This window comes from Clostridium sp. Cult2 (assembly GCF_021655075.1).
Taxonomy (GTDB): domain Bacteria; phylum Bacillota; class Clostridia; order Tissierellales; family Tepidimicrobiaceae; genus Schnuerera.
In genome coordinates, this window is record NZ_PPXX01000102.1 from 1 (window position 1) to 19,790 (window position 19,790).

A 19,790-nucleotide genomic window follows, 5' to 3' on the forward strand; every position below is an offset into this window, starting at 1 on the left:
TCATAACCTTTCAAAAGGCTTATTAAAGTTACTCTTTTTTAGTCCAACCGGTATATCAAATATTTTCAAGTTTCTTATTGACAATTCTTAGCTGGACTATTTAAAACCAAGTACCAAAGATTTGACTATTAAATTCCATCCATCAACTAAAACAAATAATAATATTTTAAAAGGTAAAGAAATAATTACTGGTGGTAACATCATCATTCCCATAGACATTAAAGTACTAGCTACAACCATATCTATTACTAAAAATGGAATAAATATTACAAACCCAATTTGAAAAGCGGTTTTTAATTCACTAATAATAAAAGCTGGCATCAATACATGATTAGGAATATCTTCAAGGGAGTTGACCTCGTCTAATTTTTTCATGTTTAAAAATAGTCCTAAATCCTTGTCCCTAGTCTGCCTAAACATAAACTCTCTTATAGGGTTTAGTGCCTTTTCCAAAGCTAAGTCTTGGTTTATTTCTTCTTTTAGATAGGGTTGGATGGCTTCTTCATTTATTTGTGCTCCTATTGGTGCCATAATAAAGAACGTTAAAAACAAAGCCAACCCAATAATAACTTGATTTGGAGGTGTTTGCTGAAGCCCTAATGCGTTTCTAATAAATGAGAGTACAATGATTAACCTTGTAAAACTTGTCATCATTATTAATATAGATGGAGCTAAAGTAAGTAGAGTTAATATAAATAAAATTTGTAATGAAAATACATGATTTTGTGGTTCATCACCTACAATCCTATCCATCAAAGACAAGTTTGGCTGAGCATAGGAAACTTCTGTTATTAAAATAGTCATTAAAATTACCAATAATAATACTTTAGTTGTCTTTTTCATTGTATTCGTCTTCCTTATCGATACCTTTATTTGGTTTCATCAATATTTCTTTAATATTCCATTGTATTTTATTTAGAAATTCATTATCCTTAAAATAGCTATTACTGTATTTATTCAAATGTTCTTGGAAGTTCAAGTTTTTATCGAAATCATCCTTTGATATCCTATCAATAACTTCTATATTGTTGTTAGTAACAGCTAATATATATATTTTATTATTAATCTCTATCATTAATATTTTGAAGTTAACACCTAAATTTAAACTATCTATAATTCGGATGTATTTGCTACTAATAAACCTTTTTGAACTCTTTGCAATAAACCTTGTACCATAAATAGCAATTATCAATACTATAAAAATTATTATTATATAAAAAACAAACTTTAATAGGGCTTTACCCAAACTATATTCTTCTAGGCCCACAGCATAACTGGTAGTATTAATTAGTAACAAAAAAACAAAAATGTAAATAAAAATATTTCTACAGGTTTTCATATCTAACTCAATGCCTTTTTTACAGCTTCGATTACCCTCTCATGCTGAAAGGGCTTAACGATAAAATCTTTAGCCCCAGCTTGTATAGCCTCTATAACCATGGCTTGTTGTCCCATGGCAGAACACATTATTATTTTTGAATTTGGGTCAATGCTTTTAATCTCTTTTACTGCTTGAATGCCATCCATTTCTGGCATGGTAATATCCATTATAACGAGTTCAGGACGAAGTTCTTTATATTTTTCAACAGCATTTATCCCATTTTCAGCTTCTCCTACCACTTCGAAACCATTTTTTGTTAGTATGTCTTTTATCATCATCCTCATAAACGAGGCATCGTCAACAATTAATATTCCCTTTGCCATGTTAATTCCTCCCTTATAATTTCAAAGTAAATCAATCCCCATAACTGTTGCTAACATCAGTTATTCTTATCCCAAAATTATCATCTATTACTACAACTTCACCTTTTGCTATGAATTTCCCATTTGCATAGATATCTAGTGGTTCACCAACTAATTTATCCAATTCTATAACAGTTCCTGGTCCATATTCTAGAATTTCACTAATCTTTTTAATAGTTCTTCCCAGTTCAGCAGTTAACTCCACAGGTATATCCCCAACTAAATCAATAGATTCATTATAGCTAACATCATCAACTGTGTCAAAAGTTTCAAATTCTGGTTTCTTGATGATTACATGCTCTTTTTCCTCTTTTTCGTAATGTTTTTCAGCTTTTGGAGTTTCTTTAACTGTCTTACTTTGAAGGTCTATATCTAATTCTCCCATGGTACTAGAATCAACCTCTGTTATCTCATCATCTGCATCAAAAATAGGGCTAGAATTACCTAATAGGCTCTCTACCATTTCTTGTCCAAAGTCCAAAGGGATTAATTGCATAATCTCGCTATCTATTAAATCCTCTACCACCATTTTAAAGGACACCTTTATTATAGGTGCAGAGGCCCTTAAAATATCTAGTTTTTCACTACCCTCACTGAAAGTTATCTCATAGGATTTTGGTGGTTCTATATCAATTCTTTTTAAAAATATTTCTGATAAGGAGGTGGCTGATGAACCCATCATTTGATTCATTACTTCTGAAATAGCACTTAAATCCATGTCGCTTAACTCTCTACCCTTATCTATTTCTTCATTCCCCATCATAATATCAGTAATTATTTTAACATCATCTGACTTAATCATTAAAACATTAGAACCTTCAAATCCTGACTTATACTTAACATCTACTGCAACAAAAGGAATTGGGTATTCATGGGATAATTCCCCTGCTGTAGTTACTTCCACCTTAGGAGTAGTTATTGTAACTTTCTTATTTAATAAAGTTGACAACGTAGTTGCTGCAGTTCCCATACTAATATTTCCTATTTCCCCTAGTGTGTCTTTTTCGATTTCATTAATTGCCTCATCCATTATATCCCTTTTTTCTAAATTTTCTGTTCCTTTTAGAAGAAGATCTATCTCTTCTTGAGAAAGCATATCATTATTCATATTAATCATCACCATCCTTTGCCACATTTATTATTTTAACTGCCATTTTTTTCTTAGTCTTGCCTACATTTCCATAATATTTTACGTTTGAACCAATTCTAACCTTTGCCTTTTCATCAATGCCTGTATCTAATCTTATAACATCACCTTCTTGTAAGGTTAGAATATCTTTTATTCTAACAACTGTTGAACCTAATTCTACCCTCACAGGTACTTTTGTATCTAGCATTCTATTTTTTATAGTCAATAATTCCTTTTCTGACAATTCTTTTTGTGTAGTTGAAAACCAGAATCTAGTGCTTAACTTATCCAATATTGGCTCTATGACTAAATAAGGTATACATATATTTAACATTCCTTCTTTTGAACCAATCTCTAAATTAAAAGTAATGAGGGCTATAGTTTCATTATGTGGCACAATTTGAGCAAACTGGGGATTCACTTCAATTTTATCCAGCTTAGGTTTTAAATCAATAACATTGCTCCAAGCTTCCTTAATTAATGACATTGCTTTATCCATCATTCCTTCTAACAAGGTTAGTTCTATTTCAGTAAAAACTCTTAGATCTTGATCTTTACTTCCATCTCCTCCCAAAAGTCTATCTATCATTGAATAGGCAACATTTGTCGATATATCTATAAGTATCTGGCCGTTTAGAGGCTTAAAATCAATAATGCTTATAAATGCAGGATTAGAAATAGCGTTACTAAATTCACTATATGCAAACTGATCCACTGTCAATATAGATATCTTTACAGGAGCTCTTAAATATCCTGATAGAAAGGTTTGAAATAATCTTCCTAAATTTTCATGAATAATCTCTAATGTCCTCAATTGATCCTTTGCAATCTTTTGTGGGTTTTTAAAATCATATTTCTTAACTTTTTTTGAACTTTCTACTTCCTTTATTTCCTGAAAATCAACCTCTCCAGAACTAAGTGCATGAAGTAGGGCGTCAATTTCATTTTGAGATAATACTTCTGCCAATTGCCTCTACCTCCCTCATTACTGAATAATTAGATCATTGAAGTAAACGTTTGTTATAGTACTATCGTTGAAAAGCTTCACTAAGCTTTCTTTTATTTCTTTTTGTAACGCAGTTTGTCCTTCTTCACCTTGTATTTTGTCTTCCGTTTTATTTCTTATAATCTTATTAATATCATCCCTAATTAAAAATTGTTTTTCACTCAATAATTCTAAAGTCTTTTTATCGCTGGTTTCAATGGTAATCTTCACCTTCATTATTTTTTTACTATCCTTTATATTGCAATACATATCGTCTAAAGTTAAATTGTATGTTTCTAATTGTTTTCTAGTAGAATTATTGGCATTATTGTTCCTGTAATAAGTAATGCCTAGAACAACTCCTAAAATTGCAAATATGATTACTAAAATTAAAATGATTATCAATACTATATTTCTATTATTCATAGTTTCACTCATTCCCTTCTACTTTGGTTCCATCACTTCATAGGAAGTCTTTAAAATCACTATATCTACCCTTCTATTCTTCTGTTTATTTTCATTAGTATCATTTGGAGCAATTGACCTATAGAAACTATAGCCTGATGAAGAAATCCTGCCCCCATCGATTCCCTTTTTTTCAACAAGATACCTTAAAACATTAGTTGCCCTCGCAGATGACAACTCCCAATTAGTAGGAAACTCGGCTGAGTTTCCAGTTGGGACCGTATCCGTATGACCTTCTACTTTTATTAATCTACTGCTAAATTCGTCCATATTCAATATTTCTGCAATAGAGCTTAATATCTCAATGGACTCCGGTCTTAAATCTGCTTTTCCAGAATCAAATAATACTTTATCCATAAATCTAATTACCAAACCTCTTTCTTCTATAGAAAGCACAATCTCAGGTCCAAGTCCAATACTCTCCGCATACTCTTCTAATAAATCTTTTAAACTCTCCAAATCACTCTCTAGTGTATCTTCCAAAGGCTCTAAATTTTCGTCTAATTCTAGGGTAGTACTCCCATTCAATACTCCTGCTCCACCTTGAAAACTACTCATTATACTTCTAAATTTTTGAGCATCAATCTCAGAAAAGGAAAATAAAAGTACAAAGAAAGCCAACAATAAGGTAACCATATCACTGTAAGTTGTAAGCCAACTATCCGTATTGTTTTGATTTGTCCTTCTTTCTCTCCGCATTATATACCCTCTCTCTCCAGTTGATCTCTGTAATTCTTCCTCATTTCTGGTGGAATAAAGGTTTTTAATTTTTCTTCAATTATTCTAGGATTCTCTCCTGCTTGAATTGATAACAATCCTTCAACAATGAGCTCTTTCACTAACACTTCAGATTTACTCCTTATCTTTAGCTTTCGTGCTAGAGGCAAAAATACCACATTAGCTAAAATCGAACCATAAAAGGTTGTAACTAATGCAATAGACATATTAGGGCCAATAGTCTTAGGGTCATCTAAGTGTTTCAACATATTTATTAACCCTATTAAAGTACCTATCATACCAAAAGCAGGAGCATATGCACCCATAGTTTCAAAGATACTCTGTCCATCAGTATGTCTTTCTTCTAAAAAGATTAATTCCGTTTCTAAAATATTTCTTACCAACTCCGGATCCGTACCATCAACTATTAGCATTATTCCCTTATGTAAAAATTCATCATGTAATTCTTCAGCATATTCCTCTAGAGCGAGAAGTCCTTCTTTTCTAGCTATATTTGCTAAGTTTATTATCTCTCCAATCACCTGATCAGGTGAAGTTTCCTTATGTAAAAAAGCCTTTTTAAAAACTTTTGAAGTGTTTAAAAAATTTTTTAGAGGAAAACTAGCTAAAGTAGAAGCGATAGTTCCACCCAATACAATAACTATAGAAGGAATATCAATATAGGAATCTAATTGTCCAGATTTATAAATACCTCCCATTATAAAAATAATCCCAAGAAGGAGACCCAGTACCGTTGATATATCCAATTGCTACACCTCTTTCTCTTCAGCTCTTCTTTGATACTCAATTAATTTTGCCTTATAAGAAATTACTTTATCAATTATTTGATCTACAGATTCAACTACCACCACTTTTTGACCAGTGGTTAATGTTATTACTGTATCTGGGGTTTCCTCAACAAATTGAATCAAATCACTATTTACTACAAATTCCTTTCCATTTAATCGCTTTACCTTGATCATATAATCCCACCTTTAATATAGGGTATAGGAGAGGGATATCCTCCCCTACTCCTATAACCTTAAAATATTATCTTTTCATGTTTACAAGTTCTTGTAGCATTTCATCTGATGTAGTTATTATCCTTGAATTCGCTTGAAAACCCCTTTGAGTAGTAATCATCTCAGTAAATTCCATAGATAAATCTACATTGGACATTTCCAAAGTTCCAGGCGCTATTGGCCCATAGCCACTAGTTCCAGCTGTACCATATTGAGGTTCCCCAGAGTTTCTAGTGTCAACAAAGAAATTACCTCCAGTTTTTTGCAAACCCATAGGATTGTCAAACTTAGCTAGCATCAGCTGGCCTAAAGCCTTTTTCTCGCCATTGGTGAAGATACCTACTACTACACCACCAGCATCTATTGCATAACCTTCCAATTTCCCTGAGGAGTTACCGTCTATTGCATAGGGTTTTGCGTCCATATCGTTGGCATATTGGGTTAGTTTAGAGAAATCTATTTTTAGCGAATTTTCTTCATGTTGTCCATCTTCACCTAAATATCCTCCAAATTTGACACCATCTTTTTCTATAGTTAAAGTTGCCACCTTTGTGGATTCGTCAGTTAATTTCCCATATTCATCAAATATTAGTTCAACATCATTCCAATCATTTGAATGCTCAATTGGTTCCTCGCTTGCTTGATTTGCAATTTTTTCCACAATTACAGCCCATCTTTTTTCCTCATTTTTTTCAAATCTAAAAGTGACTGTATAAGAATTTCCTAAGCTATCTTTAATAATGGTGTCAGTCTTGTGTACGCCTTTTTCTGAATCATCTTCAACTTTTGGTATTCTTGAATCTAAATTTCCTTTAAATTCAATTTCTTTTGTAGTGGTAGGAGCCACAGTCTCGGATCTATTCACCTGTATCCCACCCACTGTAGAAATAATCTCCCCATTTTCATCTGCCTGATACCCTAAAACCTTATATCCATCAGCTGTTACCAAATTCCCATCCCTATCCAAAGTAAAGTTTCCAGCTCTTGTATAAAATCTATTTTCAAAATTGGTATCATCAGATACTACAAAGAACCCTTCTCCATCTATCATCAAATCTTCAGGATTGTCTGTCCTTTGGGCGGGGCCTTTGGTATGGATAGTGTTTATAGCTCCAATATTTACCCCTAATCCTATTTGTTGAGGGTTTGTCCCCCCTCGTCCATCTTGAGGTGCACTAGCCCCTCTTATTACTTGACTAAATACCTCTTGAAAGCTCATAGTTCCTTTTTTATAGCCAACAGTATTTACATTGGCTATATTATTACCTATAACGTCCATTTTATTTTGATGTACTCTCAATCCTGATACACCTGAGTACATTGATCGCATCATACTTATTACCTCCCATTATTTGGGCAGATGTATATCCTCTGTCAGTCAGATATACATAACCTCCTATGAAGGTCCGGTTATACGATAACTGCCCCATCAATATTAGTAAATACATTATCTTTTAATTGTTCTTTATTCACCGATGTAATTATGGTTTTGTTTTTAATACTAGCTATAAAGGCTTTATCTCCTATAAGGATTAAAGCATCCTTTACACCTTTTGCTTCTGCTTTATTGAAACCAGACTTTAATCTTTCTAATTCTTCACTACTTAAGGTCATATCTCTAGTGTCCATTCTATTAATAGCATGTTTGGAGAATCTAATTTCATCATCTCTATTTTGAATTTGCTGTAGCACCGTGTCAAAATTTTTGTTAGATAAATTTTGATTTTTAGCACTTATTTTAGATGAGTTAATGAGTTGATTTTCCAACCTTTTTATTTGTATATTATTCATATTATCATCCTTATCCTTAGAAGATTTTAATCTCCTTCTGGTTCTATTCCCTTCAATCCTTCTATAGCTGCTATTAGTTCCTTATATGCATTTTCTATTTCTGCATTGGTTGCATTTTCATTTTCTGCTACTATTTTTGCAGTTGTAATGGTTGCTTGAAGTGTTGCCCAAGTATCTTTTGTATAATAATCTTCCTTTAGCCTTTCAACTAATTCTAGTTTTGCTTTTAATTCTACCTTATCCACTGGTTGTGGCTCTATACCTAAATAGCTTTCCATAGCTTTTCTAATATTTATTACTTCCTTAAGTATATGAACATTGGCTTGTATCTGATTTAAGTTCAAATTTTCCATTGAATCCAATACATCTTTCCCCGTGGTTTCTAGATTTTTATTTAAGTTCTGCATCTGCTCTAATGATGTAAACTGAGCTAGTTGAGCAATAAATTCTCTGTCTTCTATTGGATTTAATGGATCCTGGTTTGCTAATTGAGTGGTTAGAAGCCTTAAAAAAGCATTTTTATCCAAATCATTATTCCTTTTATCTACAACTTTTTCATCTTCTTTCTTATCATCAAATTTATAGATATATTCTAAATCATCATAATTATTTACCTTCACTAATCCACCTCCCTAAGCAAATAAGTCTAATTGGCCTTCATGGTAAACTTCCTGAATACTCCTTGTTGGAGCTTCATCATAGATATTAATATCCTTTATCCCATTGTTTTTAATCTTCAATTTTGAAGATCTTTTGTTTAAATAAAATTCTTGTCTATTATCCCTTTGAAAATCCTCATTAGTTCCAACAAACACCTCAAAGGTTTTAATCTCATAGCCATTTTCTTTCATATCCTCTTTAAACTGATATAGATTGGCCTCTAGTAATTCCTTAGTTCTGTAATTATCCACCAAAGCTTTTGCTACAAGGGCTCCCTTATGAACTTCCATTTTTAATATTAGTTCTCCTAATATTTCAGGCTTTAGTCTTATTCTTATCTCCTGTTTGTTATCCTCTAGTATTAATTTTGCTTTCTCTACTACCTGTTCAAATATTAATTTTTTGTCTATTTGTTGAAACTCTTTTTCTTGAATTTCTGGATTCAGTTTAAAACCAGTATCCCTTTCTATTTGAAATATTGGAGTATTATATTCCATTTGTTCTGTGTTAAATTCTTCTCCTGTTTCAACTATGTTTTCTATACTAGGTTCATCTTTAATAGGTAACTCTTTATTCATATAAATAGATTCTTCAATTTCAGTTTTATTTACATCTATTGAATTATTTATTTCTTCGAAATTATATTTGTTTTTATTTATATACTGCCATTCATGGTAAATTAATGGTTTCCTACTGTAAAACATTTCTTTCAATTCATCCAATTTATCATCAAACTCAAAATATCTTTCATCAATCCATCCTTTAACTACATCTAATTTATCTTGCATCAATTTATCTTCCATTGATGGCATTAATTGGTCAATCCTTTTAAATATTTCTAATATTTTTTCATAATCTTCATAGGTAAAAGATGGATTATCCTTGGCTATTAGTTCCCCTAAGATGTTAGATAGTTGTTCTATTTCAATGTTTAGAAACTCCATATTTCCTTCATCAAATTCTTCTACAAATAAATTTAAGCTTGATAGCAAATTATGGAGGAAGCTATAAATAGGAGCTATATCATCCGTTGGCTCATGGTATTCTTCGTCCAGAATATCTATTTCTTTTTCCTGTGTTTTTTGTTCCTTGCAAATTCTTTTACTATCATTATCATCTGTTATTATATTCCTTTGCCTTTCTCTTTCCCCTTTAAGTATTTGGGAAAAATCTTTCTCAGGATCTTTACTAGTAGTCTTGTTATTAGAAATTTTGTTATTTACTCCTTGAGGGCTCTTTGCTAGAATAATTAATCCAGACAATTTTTCACCTCCTCCTTTAAATAATAAAATAATTTATGGTCTAGCTAACAGTTGAGTTAGCTTAGAGGCATTTTCAGTACTAATATAGTCCATAATACTAGATAAAGTCTTATTTCTCATCTTAGAAAGCACATCCACTATAATAGATGCATCGGAAATTTCAAATACTGGTTCTGAATTTATTTCAAGAGCAGTTACTGTAGTATTATTCCCCATCATCTTTTCTACAATTTTAGCTACTTTATCTGGACTCATCTTATTGTAAATGTTTACCAAATCCTCAATCTTTCTGTTGTATTCAGTTATAAATTGAATGGATTTGCTAATTTCATTGGTAATGAAGGCTTCTTCACCAATTAATTCCTCTTCTCTCCTAATAGAGTTAAATAACTCCTCAATAAAAGTATCATCCTCTATATTTGACAATATTTCAGCAGATTTCAAAATCGATAGATTTTTATAGATTAATCCTAATTCTTCCATAGAATATTTATTTGTATTCCCTATCTCATCCAAAACCTCTTCAACAGGTTTTACTTGATATAGACCTGATAAATCGTATAGTTTAGTTTGTTGAATTTTTTTATCAGATAATTTGCTTTCTAATTTTGTTCTTTTAGCATCCGATAGTGAATATAGTATATCCTCTTTAATATCCTCAGCTATATAGTAAAGTATATCTGTAGCCCTATCTTCATTAATAAATGTAAAAACATCTGATAAATTTTGTTTAAATTGATTGTCCTCCTCAACTCTATTTTCTATCTCTTTTATAGTCACTAGAAGGTCTTGGCTTTCTAATCTGCTTATTTCATCTAAAAATTGATTTTTCTTCTCCTGTTGAATTTCATCATGAATTGAAAACAATAAATCTTTTCTAAGTTCAATATTTCTAACTAATTTAATAATTTCGCTTGCCTTTGATGTAGATGTGGAATTCATCAGTCTAATGATTTCACTATACAATTTTTCATCATCTTTTTTTATTATGTATAATTTATCTGCAGCTATTGCTGAATCTAACGATAGATAATGGTTTGCTAAATACTCCTTTTTGTCATCCCTCTCTGCTTCTGTGGGAGAGTATTTAAAATATTCTCCAGCAGCACCTGGTAATTTAGCTAATAATTTATTAACTTTCAACTTAAAAGTCATATTATTAATATAGATTAGGCTTAACACTACCATGGGAATAACAATGAAGGTTATTATTAAAAATAATTTTAACCTACTTGATTTGTTTTTTTTAGAAACTTCTACATTCTCCATTATTTTCCCCCCACTATTGGGTACTAATCTTATAGTTCACTACTGTATCAATTTGCTTTTCTTCCTGTTTTTTCATATCAAATAAATGTTTTTTATATTGATTTTCCTTCAGTTTTTCAAAAATCTTTTTCTCTTGCACCGCTACAATCATTTCTTTTTTACTTTCCTCTAGCTCCTTTTCCACTTTATTAACTACTTCTTCTTGTTTTTTAATCCTTGTATTTACATCATTAATGTAATTACTATACATCGCTAAATTTCCTGCATTAGTCTTTATTGATGATAAATTTTTTTCATTTAATAAATTCTTTTTATATATATTGAAATCATCTAGTTTACTTTCTTCCTTACTAAGCCTTTTCTGAACTATGCCATATTGATTTTTTTTCAAATCTTCAATAGACTTTTTGTAATTGAGGACCTTTTCCAACTTAAAATTAAAATTCATCACTACTTACCCCCATCACATCTCGTTGATTTTACTTTCTATCTCTTTCATAATTGAAATAGTTTTTTCAAAAGGATATATATCTAGAGTCTCTTGAGTTAGTAATTTATCTATAGAATCCTTTAACTCTATTGCTTTATCTATCTTTTTATTTGAACCCCTTTTATAGGCACCAATATTTATTAAATCTTCAGATTCCTTATAAGTTGCAATTATATTTTTTATAGAATTAGCCCACTCCAAATGTTCCTGTTCAACTATATTGGGCATAACCCTGCTTACACTTGCAAGAACATCTATAGCTGGATAATGGTTCTGATTGGCTAATTTCCGAGAAAGTATTATATGACCATCTAAGATGCTCCTTACGGCATCGGTAATTGGCTCACTTAAATCATCACCATCAACTAAAACCGTATATAATCCTGTAATGGTACCCTTTGAAGATGTTCCTGCTCTTTCTAGCACTTTAGGCATTATTGCGAAAACAGAAGGAGTGAAACCTCTAGTGACTGGGGGTTCTCCTATAGCCAACCCAATTTCTCTTTGGGCCATTGCAAATCTAGTTATTGAATCCATTAACAACATTACATTATTTCCTCTGTCCCTAAAATACTCTGCAATTGCAGTAGTTACTAATGCACCTTTAACCCTTATTAATGCAGGTTGGTCTGATGTGACTACTACTACCACAGATTTTTTTAACCCTTCTTCTTTTAAATCATTTTCTAAAAACTCTCTAACTTCCCTGCCTCTTTCTCCAATTAGACCTATTACATTAATATCTGCAGAGCTACTTCTAGAAACCATACCCATAAGAGTACTTTTCCCTACTCCACTTCCAGCAAAGACTCCAATTCTTTGACCTTTACCACATGTGAGAAATCCATCAATTGCTTTTATTCCTAAAGGCAGCGGTTCTTTTATTAACCTTCTATCCAGGGGGTTAGGGGGAGAATTTGATACGGCATAGGTCTTCTGAGTTTTAATTGGTCCTTTCCCGTCTATAGGATTACCTAAACCATCTAATATCCTGCCTATTAACTCTTCGCCTACATTTACCCTTAAAGTCTTTCCACTTGCTATTACCTTGCTACCAGAGGCGATGCCCTCCATGTTCCCTAAAGGCATTAATAGTATTTTATCATCTTTAAAACCAACTACTTCAGCTATTATAGGTTCATCTTTATGGTAAGGATATATGTAGCACAGTTCTCCAATTGTAGCTATAGGTCCATTGGATTCTATAGTTAAACCAGTAACTTTAGTTATCTTGCCTGTATATTTAATAAATCTTTTTTCATTTACCATTTTAATGTATTTCTTAACATTAACACTATCTACCATATCTATCACTCATTACTTAAAATTGATATTAATAAATCCTTTACTTCATCTAATTGATTATTCATACTAACATCTACACTTCCTTTAGAGGTTTCCAGTATGCAATCTCCTTTTACCATGCTACTATTTATTCTAATGTCTAATTCATCTATTAAACTAGCCTTTGCCAATATTATATCTTTAGATTTTTCTACCATGCCATAATCCTCTTTAGACACAATAATAGTTAGCTTTTCCGATATTTCCAAATTATCTATTCCATTCAAAACTAAAGAAACTATAAGTTCTTCATCTTCTTCTACTCTTTGGTACAATACTTTTTCATATATGGCTATAACCAGTTGGATAATGTCTTCTTCTAAATCTTTCAACATACTATTTCTTTTTTGTATATAGCCATCTTTAATATCTAGAGCTTCTTTTATCAGCCTTTCTGATTCTCTTTTCCCTTCTCCGTACCCTATTTCATAGCCTTTACTATATCCTACTTCTTCCCCTGATTTAAAACCCTTATCATAGCCTTCCTTTTCAGATTTATTAAATATCTCCTTTGCCCTTTCATAAGCTAAATTTAATTTCTCTTCATATGCTTCATGGGCAGAATCAATTATTTCCCTGGCTTCATATTCAGCTTTTAATATTATCTCTTCATATTCTTCTTTAGCTTCCTCTAGTAGTTCTTCTTTTATAGCTATATTTTCTACATCAACATCTTCACTAGAAACAATACTTCTTTCTATAACTCTAGATGATTTAATGATATTAGACAATAATTTCATCTCCTCCTCTAGGAGTGATAATTTCTCCATCCTCTTCAAGTTTTCTAATTATATTGACAATACCTTGTTGTGCTTCCTCTATATCCCTAATGCGAACTGGACCCATGAACTCAATATCCTCTTTTACCATCTCTACTAGTCTCTTACTCATATTAGTAAATATAACTTCTTTTACTTCTTCACTAGCACCCTTTAAGGCAACTGCCCATTGTGCATTGTCAATTTCTCTAATAACCCTTTGAATACTCCTATTATCTAAGGATACAATATCTTCAAAAACAAACATCCTCTTTCTGATTTCTTCGCTTAACTCTGCATCCATCATATCCAACTCTTCCATAATGAATTTCTCTGTACCCCTATCTGCTGAATTTAATATATCAACAACTGATTGAATACCTCCAGTAGATGTAAAATCTTGTGATAGCATCCCAGAAAATTTTGTTTCCAATACCTTTTCGATTTCCTTAATTACCTCTGGAGATGTTCTATCCATGGTTGCAATCCTCATTGTCACTTCACCTTGCTTTTCTGGTGTCAAACTAGCAAGTATCTGAGCAGATTGATGAGGCTGTAAGTACGATAGAATTAGAGCTATAGTCTGAGGATGTTCGTTTTGTATATAATTTAATAATTGATTAGGATCAGCTTTTCTAATAAATTCAAATGGTCTAACATGGAGTGAAGATGTCAATTTATTTATGATATCAACAGCTTTGTCAGAACCTAAAGCCCTTTCAAGAACTTCTTTCGCATAATTTATTCCACCTTCTGATATATATTCCTGAGCTAATGCGATTTGATAGAAATCATCCAAAACCTGTTGTTTCTCTTCAGAAGAAACCATACGCATATTGGCTATTTGTAAAGTTAACTCTTCGATTTCATCTTCATTTAAATGCTTAAAAATTTCAGCGGATTTTTCTGGTCCTAATGATATCAATAATATTGCTGCCTTTTCTTTTCCATTAAACTGTCTCTTAATCATATCAATTCGCTCCTATTCATTTAACCAAGTTCTTAATAGCTGAGCTACTGCATCAGGATTTCTATCCACAAATTTCTCTATCTGTGTTTTTATCTTTGATTTTTCAGTTTCAAAATCTAAATCCTCTACTTCATCTCTTATGGATTTTACATCTTCAATCTGGCTTTCTAATTCTTCTAGCTCTTCTAATTCTCTTGATTTTCTTCTTCTATATACAATATAACCTGCCACAGAAGAAGCAGCTATTAGGGCTAATATAATAGTTAACCAGTTAAAGGTCTTAACATCTTCTACACTATCAGCTAATTCATGGGTTCTAAAGCTTTCAGCCTTTACTGCAACTTGTCTAGTATCTAATCCTGTTGCTGCATATATTAAATCAGAAATTTCTCTTTCCTTTTCTTGTGAAAAATCCCCGTCTATTAAAACATCCTTATTTATTAGGACAGCTACAGTAATATCCTCAACTTGACCTGGAGCTTTTCTAATCTCTTTATTTATTTCGTCCAATTCATAATTAATAGTACTACTCCTTTTATCATATCTTTCACTTTCATCATCTTCCATTGTATAATCAGGTGGGTTTTCTTCTACTCCTGGAACTCCTCCTGTTCCTCCTCCTACCATATGTTCTTCTATTTCCTCCATACTCCTAATTAAGCCTTCTTCGTTTCCCTCTATAGGAGGGTTAAATTCTACTATGGTAGTCCTTTCACTGTCAAAGTTAATTTTCACGCTAGATCTTACGTCCACATTCTCAGCACCAAAAATATTTTCTAAAAAATTTCTTATACTATCATTTATTCTCAGTTCTAAATTATTCTTTATATTAAATTGGTCTGTCATTAAAATTTCTGACTCATCTTGTTCTCCCGTTAACAACCTTCCCTCACTATCTACGATTTGAACTTTTTCAGGATTCATATTTATTGAACCAGCTACAAGGTTTTGAATAGCAGTAACAGTCTCTCCTTTTAGAGGCCTATTATCACTTTTCTCAATAAATACTGAAGCGGTAGTCTCCTTTTTGTTTTCTTCTAAAACAAAACCAGAGTCTTCTTTTTCGTTTATGTACACAGTAGCACTTTCAATTCCATCAATATCAGAAATAGTTGAAGATAATTCACTTTGTAAAGCCAGTTTCCACCTTTCTTTTTTATCATAATCTGTCATTGTCCAGTTAGTATCGTTAAATGCATCCATGAAGCCATAACCTTCTTTAGGTAGACCATAGGCAGCAAGTTCAATTTTTATCTTATTCTTCATTTCTGATGGTACCAATATAGTTGTAGTATCATCACCGGGAGTTTTCCATTTTACACCCATCTCATCTAACTTTTTTGTTATCTGAGCAGTGTCCTTTAAAGATAAATCTTGATAAAGAACTTCATATTTAGTCCTAGTAAAAACTATTGAAAGTATTATTATTGATAATATTGCAATAATGCCAATTATGATTAGCTTTATCCTTTTATTCTTGTCCAGGTTTTGCCAGTACTCATTTAATTGATTTCTCATTTGGTGTATTGTTTCCCCCACCTTAACACCTCATTTCTTACAGCTTATTCTTCTATATCTGCATTCTCATTATTTCTCTATAGGCTTCAACTACTTTATTCCTTATACTTAATGTTAATTGTAACGAAACGTTGGCCTTTTCTTGGGCAATAGTCACATCATGAAGGTTGTCCACATCTCCAGTAATCAATAGCCTTTTATATTCGTCATTCTCAAGTTGCAAATCATTTACTCTATCTAATACTTTATTCAAAAATAGACTAAATTGATTATTAACATTAGATTTAATGTCTTCATTTAGTCCCTCTTTCTCAATTATTTTATTATTCCATCCAATAGTCCTTATTTCCATTTAATTACCTCCTACCTATTTCCAATGCTTTCATCAACATGGACTTTGTCCCATTTAAAGCAGTAATGTTTGCCTCATAAGCTCTTTGAGCATCTATCATATCTACCATCTCACTTACCATTTCCACATTTGGCAACATGACATAACCATTCTCATCTGCATCAGGATGTCCAGGTTCATATTTTAATTTGTAAGGAGTACTATCTTCTACAATTTCACTAATAGCTACACCATTACCAGTAAATTTATTTGTATATTTGTCCATATAAGCTGAAAATGGTGTTTTCTTGTTTTCCTCAAATACTACCATCTGTCTTCTATAGGGCATTCCTCCTGTTGCCCTAGTAGTATTAACATTTGCCATATTCTTGCTAATTATATCAATTCTAGTCTTCTCTGCTGTTAAGGCAGAAGCACTAATGTTAATTGAATCAAAAATACCCATACCTACTTGCTCCCTTCGTTAATTACATTTTTAATCTTATCAAACTCATCAATAACTTGATTTATTAGGGCATTATACATTATTGTATTCTTCGCTAAATCCGCCATTTCCGTATCAATATTTACATTGTTATTATCAAACCTGTAGGAATATTTTTTATCCACACTAATACTAGGTTCTATTTCATCTATCCTCTTTGTATATGGTAAATGATTGCTGTGGGTTCTATTTAGATTTGTCTTTTGATTTTTTAAGGCCTCTTTTAATTGGTCTTCAAAATTCACCGTAAGCCTTTTATAATTTGGAGTATTGGCATTTGATATGTTGTTATTAATGGCTTTGTCCCTTAGCCAGAAACCATCTAATGCTTTATTAAATATATTAATATTACTATATAAACGGTTAAACATTGTTATCACCTCATACTTTTAATATTAATACAAAATTCTTTAAATTTCAAGACAATAAGCCCACATTTTACCTTATTTGCCAATTGTCCATAGATTTATACAATAGAAAGGTAATATTCTTTACTATTTTATATAATACATCATAATTCTACATTTTTATAGTGATATTTCAAGTATTACTATAAATGCGTCTTTAGACCCAATTTTAATAAAAAAAGTAGTGGATTATCCACTACTTTTTTTATTAAATTTAATTTTTTAATCTTTAATTTTTTCCAATTCTTCCAATAGTTTGTCATTCAAAATTTTAATATGGGTTCCCTTCATCCCTAAGGATCTAGATTCAATAACCCCAGCTGATTCAAACTTTCGTAAGGCATTAACTATTACAGATCTGGTAATGCCTACCCTATCTGCAACCTTACTGGCTACTAGAAGCCCTTCTTCTCCATCTAATTCTTCAAAAATATGCTCCATTGCTTCTAACTCTGAATAGGATAGAGTACCTATGGCCATTTGCACCATAGCTCTTTTTCTTGATTCTTCCTCTACCTCTTCTGCTTTAGATCTAAGTATTTCCATTCCAACTATAGTTGCACTGTATTCGGATAATACTAAATCATCTTCTGTAAACAATCGACCAAATCTAGCTAATACCAAAGTTCCTAGCCTTTCTCCTCCACTATTGATAGGTATTATGGTAGTAATTTTATCTGGATAATCACAATTTGATACTTGGTCAAATACACATTCAGTTATTTCTTCTACATTTTCTTTGGTCTCTGAAACCTTTAACAGTTCATCATTATATTTTTTAGGAAATCTTTTTTCTTTTACAATTTCAGTTTGAATAATATCACAATCGAAACCAGTGGATAATTCATATCCTAAAACTCGTCCCTTTTTACTAGCAATATATACATTTGCATCTAATATTTCACTAAGTATTTTGCTAAGGTCCTGAAATGAAACAGGTTTTGACCCAGAGCTTTGTAATGTTTTATTTAGTCTTCTTGTTTTTTGTAATAGACTTTCAGTCATCTATATCCTCCTTCTATAATATATATTTTGATATATCCTTTTCATGTATATAAGCCATCAATTTTTTGTTCACATACGCTTCATCTATAATTATTTCATAGGTATCTAAATCAGGTGCTTCAAAAGAAATATCTTCAAGTAATTTTTCCATAACGGTTTGCAACCTTCTAGCACCAATATTTTCTGATTGCTCATTTGAAACAAATGCCATTTTGGCAATAGCACCTATAGCTTCTTCAGTGAACTCCAAATTTATGCCCTCAGTTTTAATTAAATATTCATATTGCTTAGTTATTGCATTTTTAGGCTTAGTCAAAATTTCTTTAAAATTCTCCTCTGTTAAATTTTCCAATTCAACTCTAATAGGAAATCTACCTTGTATCTCTGGTATTAAATCTCCTACCTTTGAAACATGGAATGCTCCCGCTGCAATAAACAATATATGGTCTGTTTTAACTGGTCCATACTTGGTAACAACAGTTGTTCCCTCAATTATAGGCAATATATCCCTTTGAACACCTTCTCTAGAAACATCTGGACCACCGCCATAATCCTTCCCTGCAATTTTGTCAATTTCATCAATAAAAATCATTCCATTTTGTTCAGCCTTTTTAATCGCCAAATCCATTACTTCATCCATATCAATTAACTTTTGTGCTTCTTGATTATTAATAATTTTTCTAGCTTCTCTGATTGTAACTCTTTTTTTCTTGGTTTTTTTAGGCAATAAATCTCCAAATATATCTCCCATATTTATATTGTATTCTTCCATACCTAGACCACTAAACAACTCTACAGTAGAATTATAACTGTCTTCTACATCAATTTCAATGGTTTTATCATCTAATTCACCTTTTATTAATTTTTCTTTCAATTCTTTACGCCTATTTATTATAATTTCCCTCTCACTGTCAATTGTATCATCTTCATTATTTTTTTCCTCAACAGTTCCAAATATCATCTCTAATGGATTGATACCTTTTTTCTTTGAAGGAAAAGGCATTAGAAGTTCAATTAGCTTATCATCTGCTAATTTCTTACTTTTTTCATATACTTCCTCTATCTTCTTTGTCTTTACCATTCTAATAGATTCTTCAACTAAATCTCTAACCATAGAATCTACATCTCTTCCTACATATCCTACCTCGGTAAATTTTGTAGCCTCTACTTTAATAAAAGGTAAATCCACTAATTTTGACAACCGTCTAGCGATTTCTGTTTTCCCAACCCCAGTAGGGCCAATCATAAGAATGTTCTTAGGCTTGACTTCATCCTTAAAACCTTCAGGAAGTAAACTCCTTCTATATCTATTTCGTAATGCAATAGCTACAGCTTTTTTTGCCTCCTTTTGACCTATTATATACTTATCCAATTCCTCAACTATTTGTTTAGGGGTCAATTCTTTCATCATATCATCCT

24 protein-coding genes are annotated in these 19,790 nt (G+C 31.6%); all 24 read right to left on the reverse strand.

From position 1 onward, the window contains the following. Positions 1–96: 96 nt before the first annotated feature. The 24 genes from fliP to hslU all read right to left on the reverse strand — a co-directional run bounded on the left by fliP (position 97) and on the right by hslU (position 19,779). Positions 97–843: a flagellar type III secretion system pore protein FliP gene (gene fliP / locus C3E90_RS10540; RefSeq protein ID WP_236915628.1), complete on the reverse strand. Its 747-nt coding sequence runs from the start codon at positions 841–843 to the stop codon at positions 97–99. After that, positions 827–1,246, reverse strand: a complete 420-nt coding sequence (locus tag C3E90_RS10545; RefSeq protein WP_236915629.1) for a flagellar biosynthetic protein FliO — start codon at positions 1,244–1,246, stop codon at positions 827–829. The genes fliP and C3E90_RS10545 overlap by 17 nt, the downstream gene beginning before the upstream one ends. A gap of 95 nt (positions 1,247–1,341) precedes the next feature. Continuing rightward, entirely contained in the window at positions 1,342–1,704 is a 363-nt protein-coding gene (locus tag C3E90_RS10550) for a response regulator (RefSeq protein ID WP_236915630.1), read from the reverse strand. Between the two features lie 31 nt (positions 1,705–1,735). Beyond that, complete coding sequence (gene fliY, locus C3E90_RS10555) at positions 1,736–2,851, reverse strand: flagellar motor switch phosphatase FliY (protein ID WP_236915631.1); 1,116 nt, start codon at positions 2,849–2,851, stop codon at positions 1,736–1,738. A 1-nt stretch (position 2,852) separates the two neighbouring features. After that, the gene (gene fliM, locus C3E90_RS10560; RefSeq protein ID WP_236915632.1) at positions 2,853–3,839 is read right to left on the reverse strand and encodes a flagellar motor switch protein FliM; all 987 of its coding nucleotides are present in this window, start codon (positions 3,837–3,839) and stop codon (positions 2,853–2,855) included. 18 nt (positions 3,840–3,857) lie between these two features. Then, complete coding sequence (locus C3E90_RS10565; RefSeq protein ID WP_236915633.1) at positions 3,858–4,283, reverse strand: flagellar basal body-associated FliL family protein; 426 nt, start codon at positions 4,281–4,283, stop codon at positions 3,858–3,860. Between the two features lie 18 nt (positions 4,284–4,301). After that, positions 4,302–5,021 (reverse strand): OmpA/MotB family protein, encoded by a 720-nt coding sequence (locus C3E90_RS10570; protein ID WP_236915634.1) that lies wholly within the window; start codon positions 5,019–5,021, stop codon positions 4,302–4,304. Further along, entirely contained in the window at positions 5,021–5,806 is a 786-nt protein-coding gene (locus C3E90_RS10575; RefSeq protein WP_236915635.1) for a flagellar motor protein, read from the reverse strand. Before C3E90_RS10575 ends, C3E90_RS10570 begins: the two co-directional genes overlap by 1 nt. A gap of 3 nt (positions 5,807–5,809) precedes the next feature. Then, the gene (locus tag C3E90_RS10580; RefSeq protein ID WP_236915636.1) at positions 5,810–6,022 is read right to left on the reverse strand and encodes a flagellar FlbD family protein; all 213 of its coding nucleotides are present in this window, start codon (positions 6,020–6,022) and stop codon (positions 5,810–5,812) included. Between the two features lie 67 nt (positions 6,023–6,089). Continuing rightward, a complete protein-coding gene (locus tag C3E90_RS10585; protein WP_236915637.1) occupies positions 6,090–7,394 on the reverse strand; it encodes a flagellar hook protein FlgE in 1,305 nt (434 codons plus the stop codon). Between the two features lie 77 nt (positions 7,395–7,471). Further along, positions 7,472–7,852 (reverse strand): TIGR02530 family flagellar biosynthesis protein, encoded by a 381-nt coding sequence (locus C3E90_RS10590; RefSeq protein WP_236915638.1) that lies wholly within the window; start codon positions 7,850–7,852, stop codon positions 7,472–7,474. Positions 7,853–7,878: 26 nt separating this feature from the next. Further along, entirely contained in the window at positions 7,879–8,472 is a 594-nt protein-coding gene (locus C3E90_RS10595; protein ID WP_236915639.1) for a flagellar hook assembly protein FlgD, read from the reverse strand. 12 nt (positions 8,473–8,484) lie between these two features. Next, positions 8,485–9,774, reverse strand: a complete 1,290-nt coding sequence (locus tag C3E90_RS10600; protein ID WP_236915640.1) for a flagellar hook-length control protein FliK — start codon at positions 9,772–9,774, stop codon at positions 8,485–8,487. A gap of 33 nt (positions 9,775–9,807) precedes the next feature. Further along, positions 9,808–11,043, reverse strand: a complete 1,236-nt coding sequence (locus C3E90_RS10605; protein ID WP_236915641.1) for a hypothetical protein — start codon at positions 11,041–11,043, stop codon at positions 9,808–9,810. Between the two features lie 13 nt (positions 11,044–11,056). Next, entirely contained in the window at positions 11,057–11,491 is a 435-nt protein-coding gene (gene fliJ / locus C3E90_RS10610) for a flagellar export protein FliJ (protein ID WP_236915642.1), read from the reverse strand. 15 nt (positions 11,492–11,506) lie between these two features. Continuing rightward, positions 11,507–12,838 carry a flagellar protein export ATPase FliI gene (gene fliI / locus C3E90_RS10615; RefSeq protein ID WP_236915643.1) on the reverse strand — a complete coding sequence of 444 codons (1,332 nt, stop codon included), beginning with the start codon at positions 12,836–12,838 and terminating at the stop codon, positions 11,507–11,509. A gap of 5 nt (positions 12,839–12,843) precedes the next feature. After that, positions 12,844–13,608: a FliH/SctL family protein gene (locus C3E90_RS10620; protein ID WP_236915644.1), complete on the reverse strand. Its 765-nt coding sequence runs from the start codon at positions 13,606–13,608 to the stop codon at positions 12,844–12,846. After that, the gene (fliG, locus tag C3E90_RS10625) at positions 13,601–14,605 is read right to left on the reverse strand and encodes a flagellar motor switch protein FliG (RefSeq protein ID WP_236915645.1); all 1,005 of its coding nucleotides are present in this window, start codon (positions 14,603–14,605) and stop codon (positions 13,601–13,603) included. The genes C3E90_RS10620 and fliG overlap by 8 nt, the downstream gene beginning before the upstream one ends. Before the next feature lie 12 nt (positions 14,606–14,617). After that, positions 14,618–16,144, reverse strand: coding sequence for a flagellar basal-body MS-ring/collar protein FliF (gene fliF / locus C3E90_RS10630; RefSeq protein ID WP_336513032.1), 1,527 nt, complete (start codon positions 16,142–16,144; stop codon positions 14,618–14,620). A 31-nt stretch (positions 16,145–16,175) separates the two neighbouring features. Further along, positions 16,176–16,475, reverse strand: coding sequence for a flagellar hook-basal body complex protein FliE (fliE, locus tag C3E90_RS10635; protein ID WP_236915647.1), 300 nt, complete (start codon positions 16,473–16,475; stop codon positions 16,176–16,178). Between the two features lie 4 nt (positions 16,476–16,479). Then, entirely contained in the window at positions 16,480–16,920 is a 441-nt protein-coding gene (gene flgC, locus C3E90_RS10640; RefSeq protein WP_236915648.1) for a flagellar basal body rod protein FlgC, read from the reverse strand. A gap of 2 nt (positions 16,921–16,922) precedes the next feature. Beyond that, positions 16,923–17,330 (reverse strand): flagellar basal body rod protein FlgB, encoded by a 408-nt coding sequence (gene flgB / locus C3E90_RS10645; RefSeq protein WP_236915649.1) that lies wholly within the window; start codon positions 17,328–17,330, stop codon positions 16,923–16,925. A gap of 258 nt (positions 17,331–17,588) precedes the next feature. After that, the gene (gene codY / locus C3E90_RS10650; protein WP_236915650.1) at positions 17,589–18,371 is read right to left on the reverse strand and encodes a GTP-sensing pleiotropic transcriptional regulator CodY; all 783 of its coding nucleotides are present in this window, start codon (positions 18,369–18,371) and stop codon (positions 17,589–17,591) included. Positions 18,372–18,384: 13 nt separating this feature from the next. After that, on the reverse strand, positions 18,385–19,779 hold the full coding sequence (hslU, locus tag C3E90_RS10655) for an ATP-dependent protease ATPase subunit HslU (protein ID WP_236915651.1): 1,395 nt from the start codon (positions 19,777–19,779) through the stop codon (positions 18,385–18,387). Positions 19,780–19,790: the final 11 nt, after the last annotated feature.

What these genes read in the sequence shown, in the direction of transcription:
- fliP (WP_236915628.1), bottom strand. Translation starts at nt 843, where the DNA reads ATGAAAAAGACAACTAAAGTATTATTATTGGTAATTTTAATGACTATT.
- C3E90_RS10550 (WP_236915630.1), bottom strand. Translation starts at nt 1,704, where the DNA reads ATGGCAAAGGGAATATTAATTGTTGACGATGCCTCGTTTATGAGGATG.
- fliY (WP_236915631.1), bottom strand. Translation starts at nt 2,851, where the DNA reads ATGAATAATGATATGCTTTCTCAAGAAGAGATAGATCTTCTTCTAAAA.
- C3E90_RS10565 (WP_236915633.1), bottom strand. Translation starts at nt 4,283, where the DNA reads ATGAATAATAGAAATATAGTATTGATAATCATTTTAATTTTAGTAATC.
- C3E90_RS10570 (WP_236915634.1), bottom strand. Translation starts at nt 5,021, where the DNA reads ATGCGGAGAGAAAGAAGGACAAATCAAAACAATACGGATAGTTGGCTT.
- C3E90_RS10580 (WP_236915636.1), bottom strand. Translation starts at nt 6,022, where the DNA reads ATGATCAAGGTAAAGCGATTAAATGGAAAGGAATTTGTAGTAAATAGT.
- C3E90_RS10585 (WP_236915637.1), bottom strand. Translation starts at nt 7,394, where the DNA reads ATGATGCGATCAATGTACTCAGGTGTATCAGGATTGAGAGTACATCAA.
- C3E90_RS10590 (WP_236915638.1), bottom strand. Translation starts at nt 7,852, where the DNA reads ATGAATAATATACAAATAAAAAGGTTGGAAAATCAACTCATTAACTCA.
- C3E90_RS10605 (WP_236915641.1), bottom strand. Translation starts at nt 11,043, where the DNA reads ATGGAGAATGTAGAAGTTTCTAAAAAAAACAAATCAAGTAGGTTAAAA.
- fliJ (WP_236915642.1), bottom strand. Translation starts at nt 11,491, where the DNA reads ATGAATTTTAATTTTAAGTTGGAAAAGGTCCTCAATTACAAAAAGTCT.
- fliI (WP_236915643.1), bottom strand. Translation starts at nt 12,838, where the DNA reads ATGGTAGATAGTGTTAATGTTAAGAAATACATTAAAATGGTAAATGAA.
- fliG (WP_236915645.1), bottom strand. Translation starts at nt 14,605, where the DNA reads ATGATTAAGAGACAGTTTAATGGAAAAGAAAAGGCAGCAATATTATTG.
- fliE (WP_236915647.1), bottom strand. Translation starts at nt 16,475, where the DNA reads ATGGAAATAAGGACTATTGGATGGAATAATAAAATAATTGAGAAAGAG.
- flgC (WP_236915648.1), bottom strand. Translation starts at nt 16,920, where the DNA reads ATGGGTATTTTTGATTCAATTAACATTAGTGCTTCTGCCTTAACAGCA.
- flgB (WP_236915649.1), bottom strand. Translation starts at nt 17,330, where the DNA reads ATGTTTAACCGTTTATATAGTAATATTAATATATTTAATAAAGCATTA.
- codY (WP_236915650.1), bottom strand. Translation starts at nt 18,371, where the DNA reads ATGACTGAAAGTCTATTACAAAAAACAAGAAGACTAAATAAAACATTA.
- hslU (WP_236915651.1), bottom strand. Translation starts at nt 19,779, where the DNA reads ATGAAAGAATTGACCCCTAAACAAATAGTTGAGGAATTGGATAAGTAT.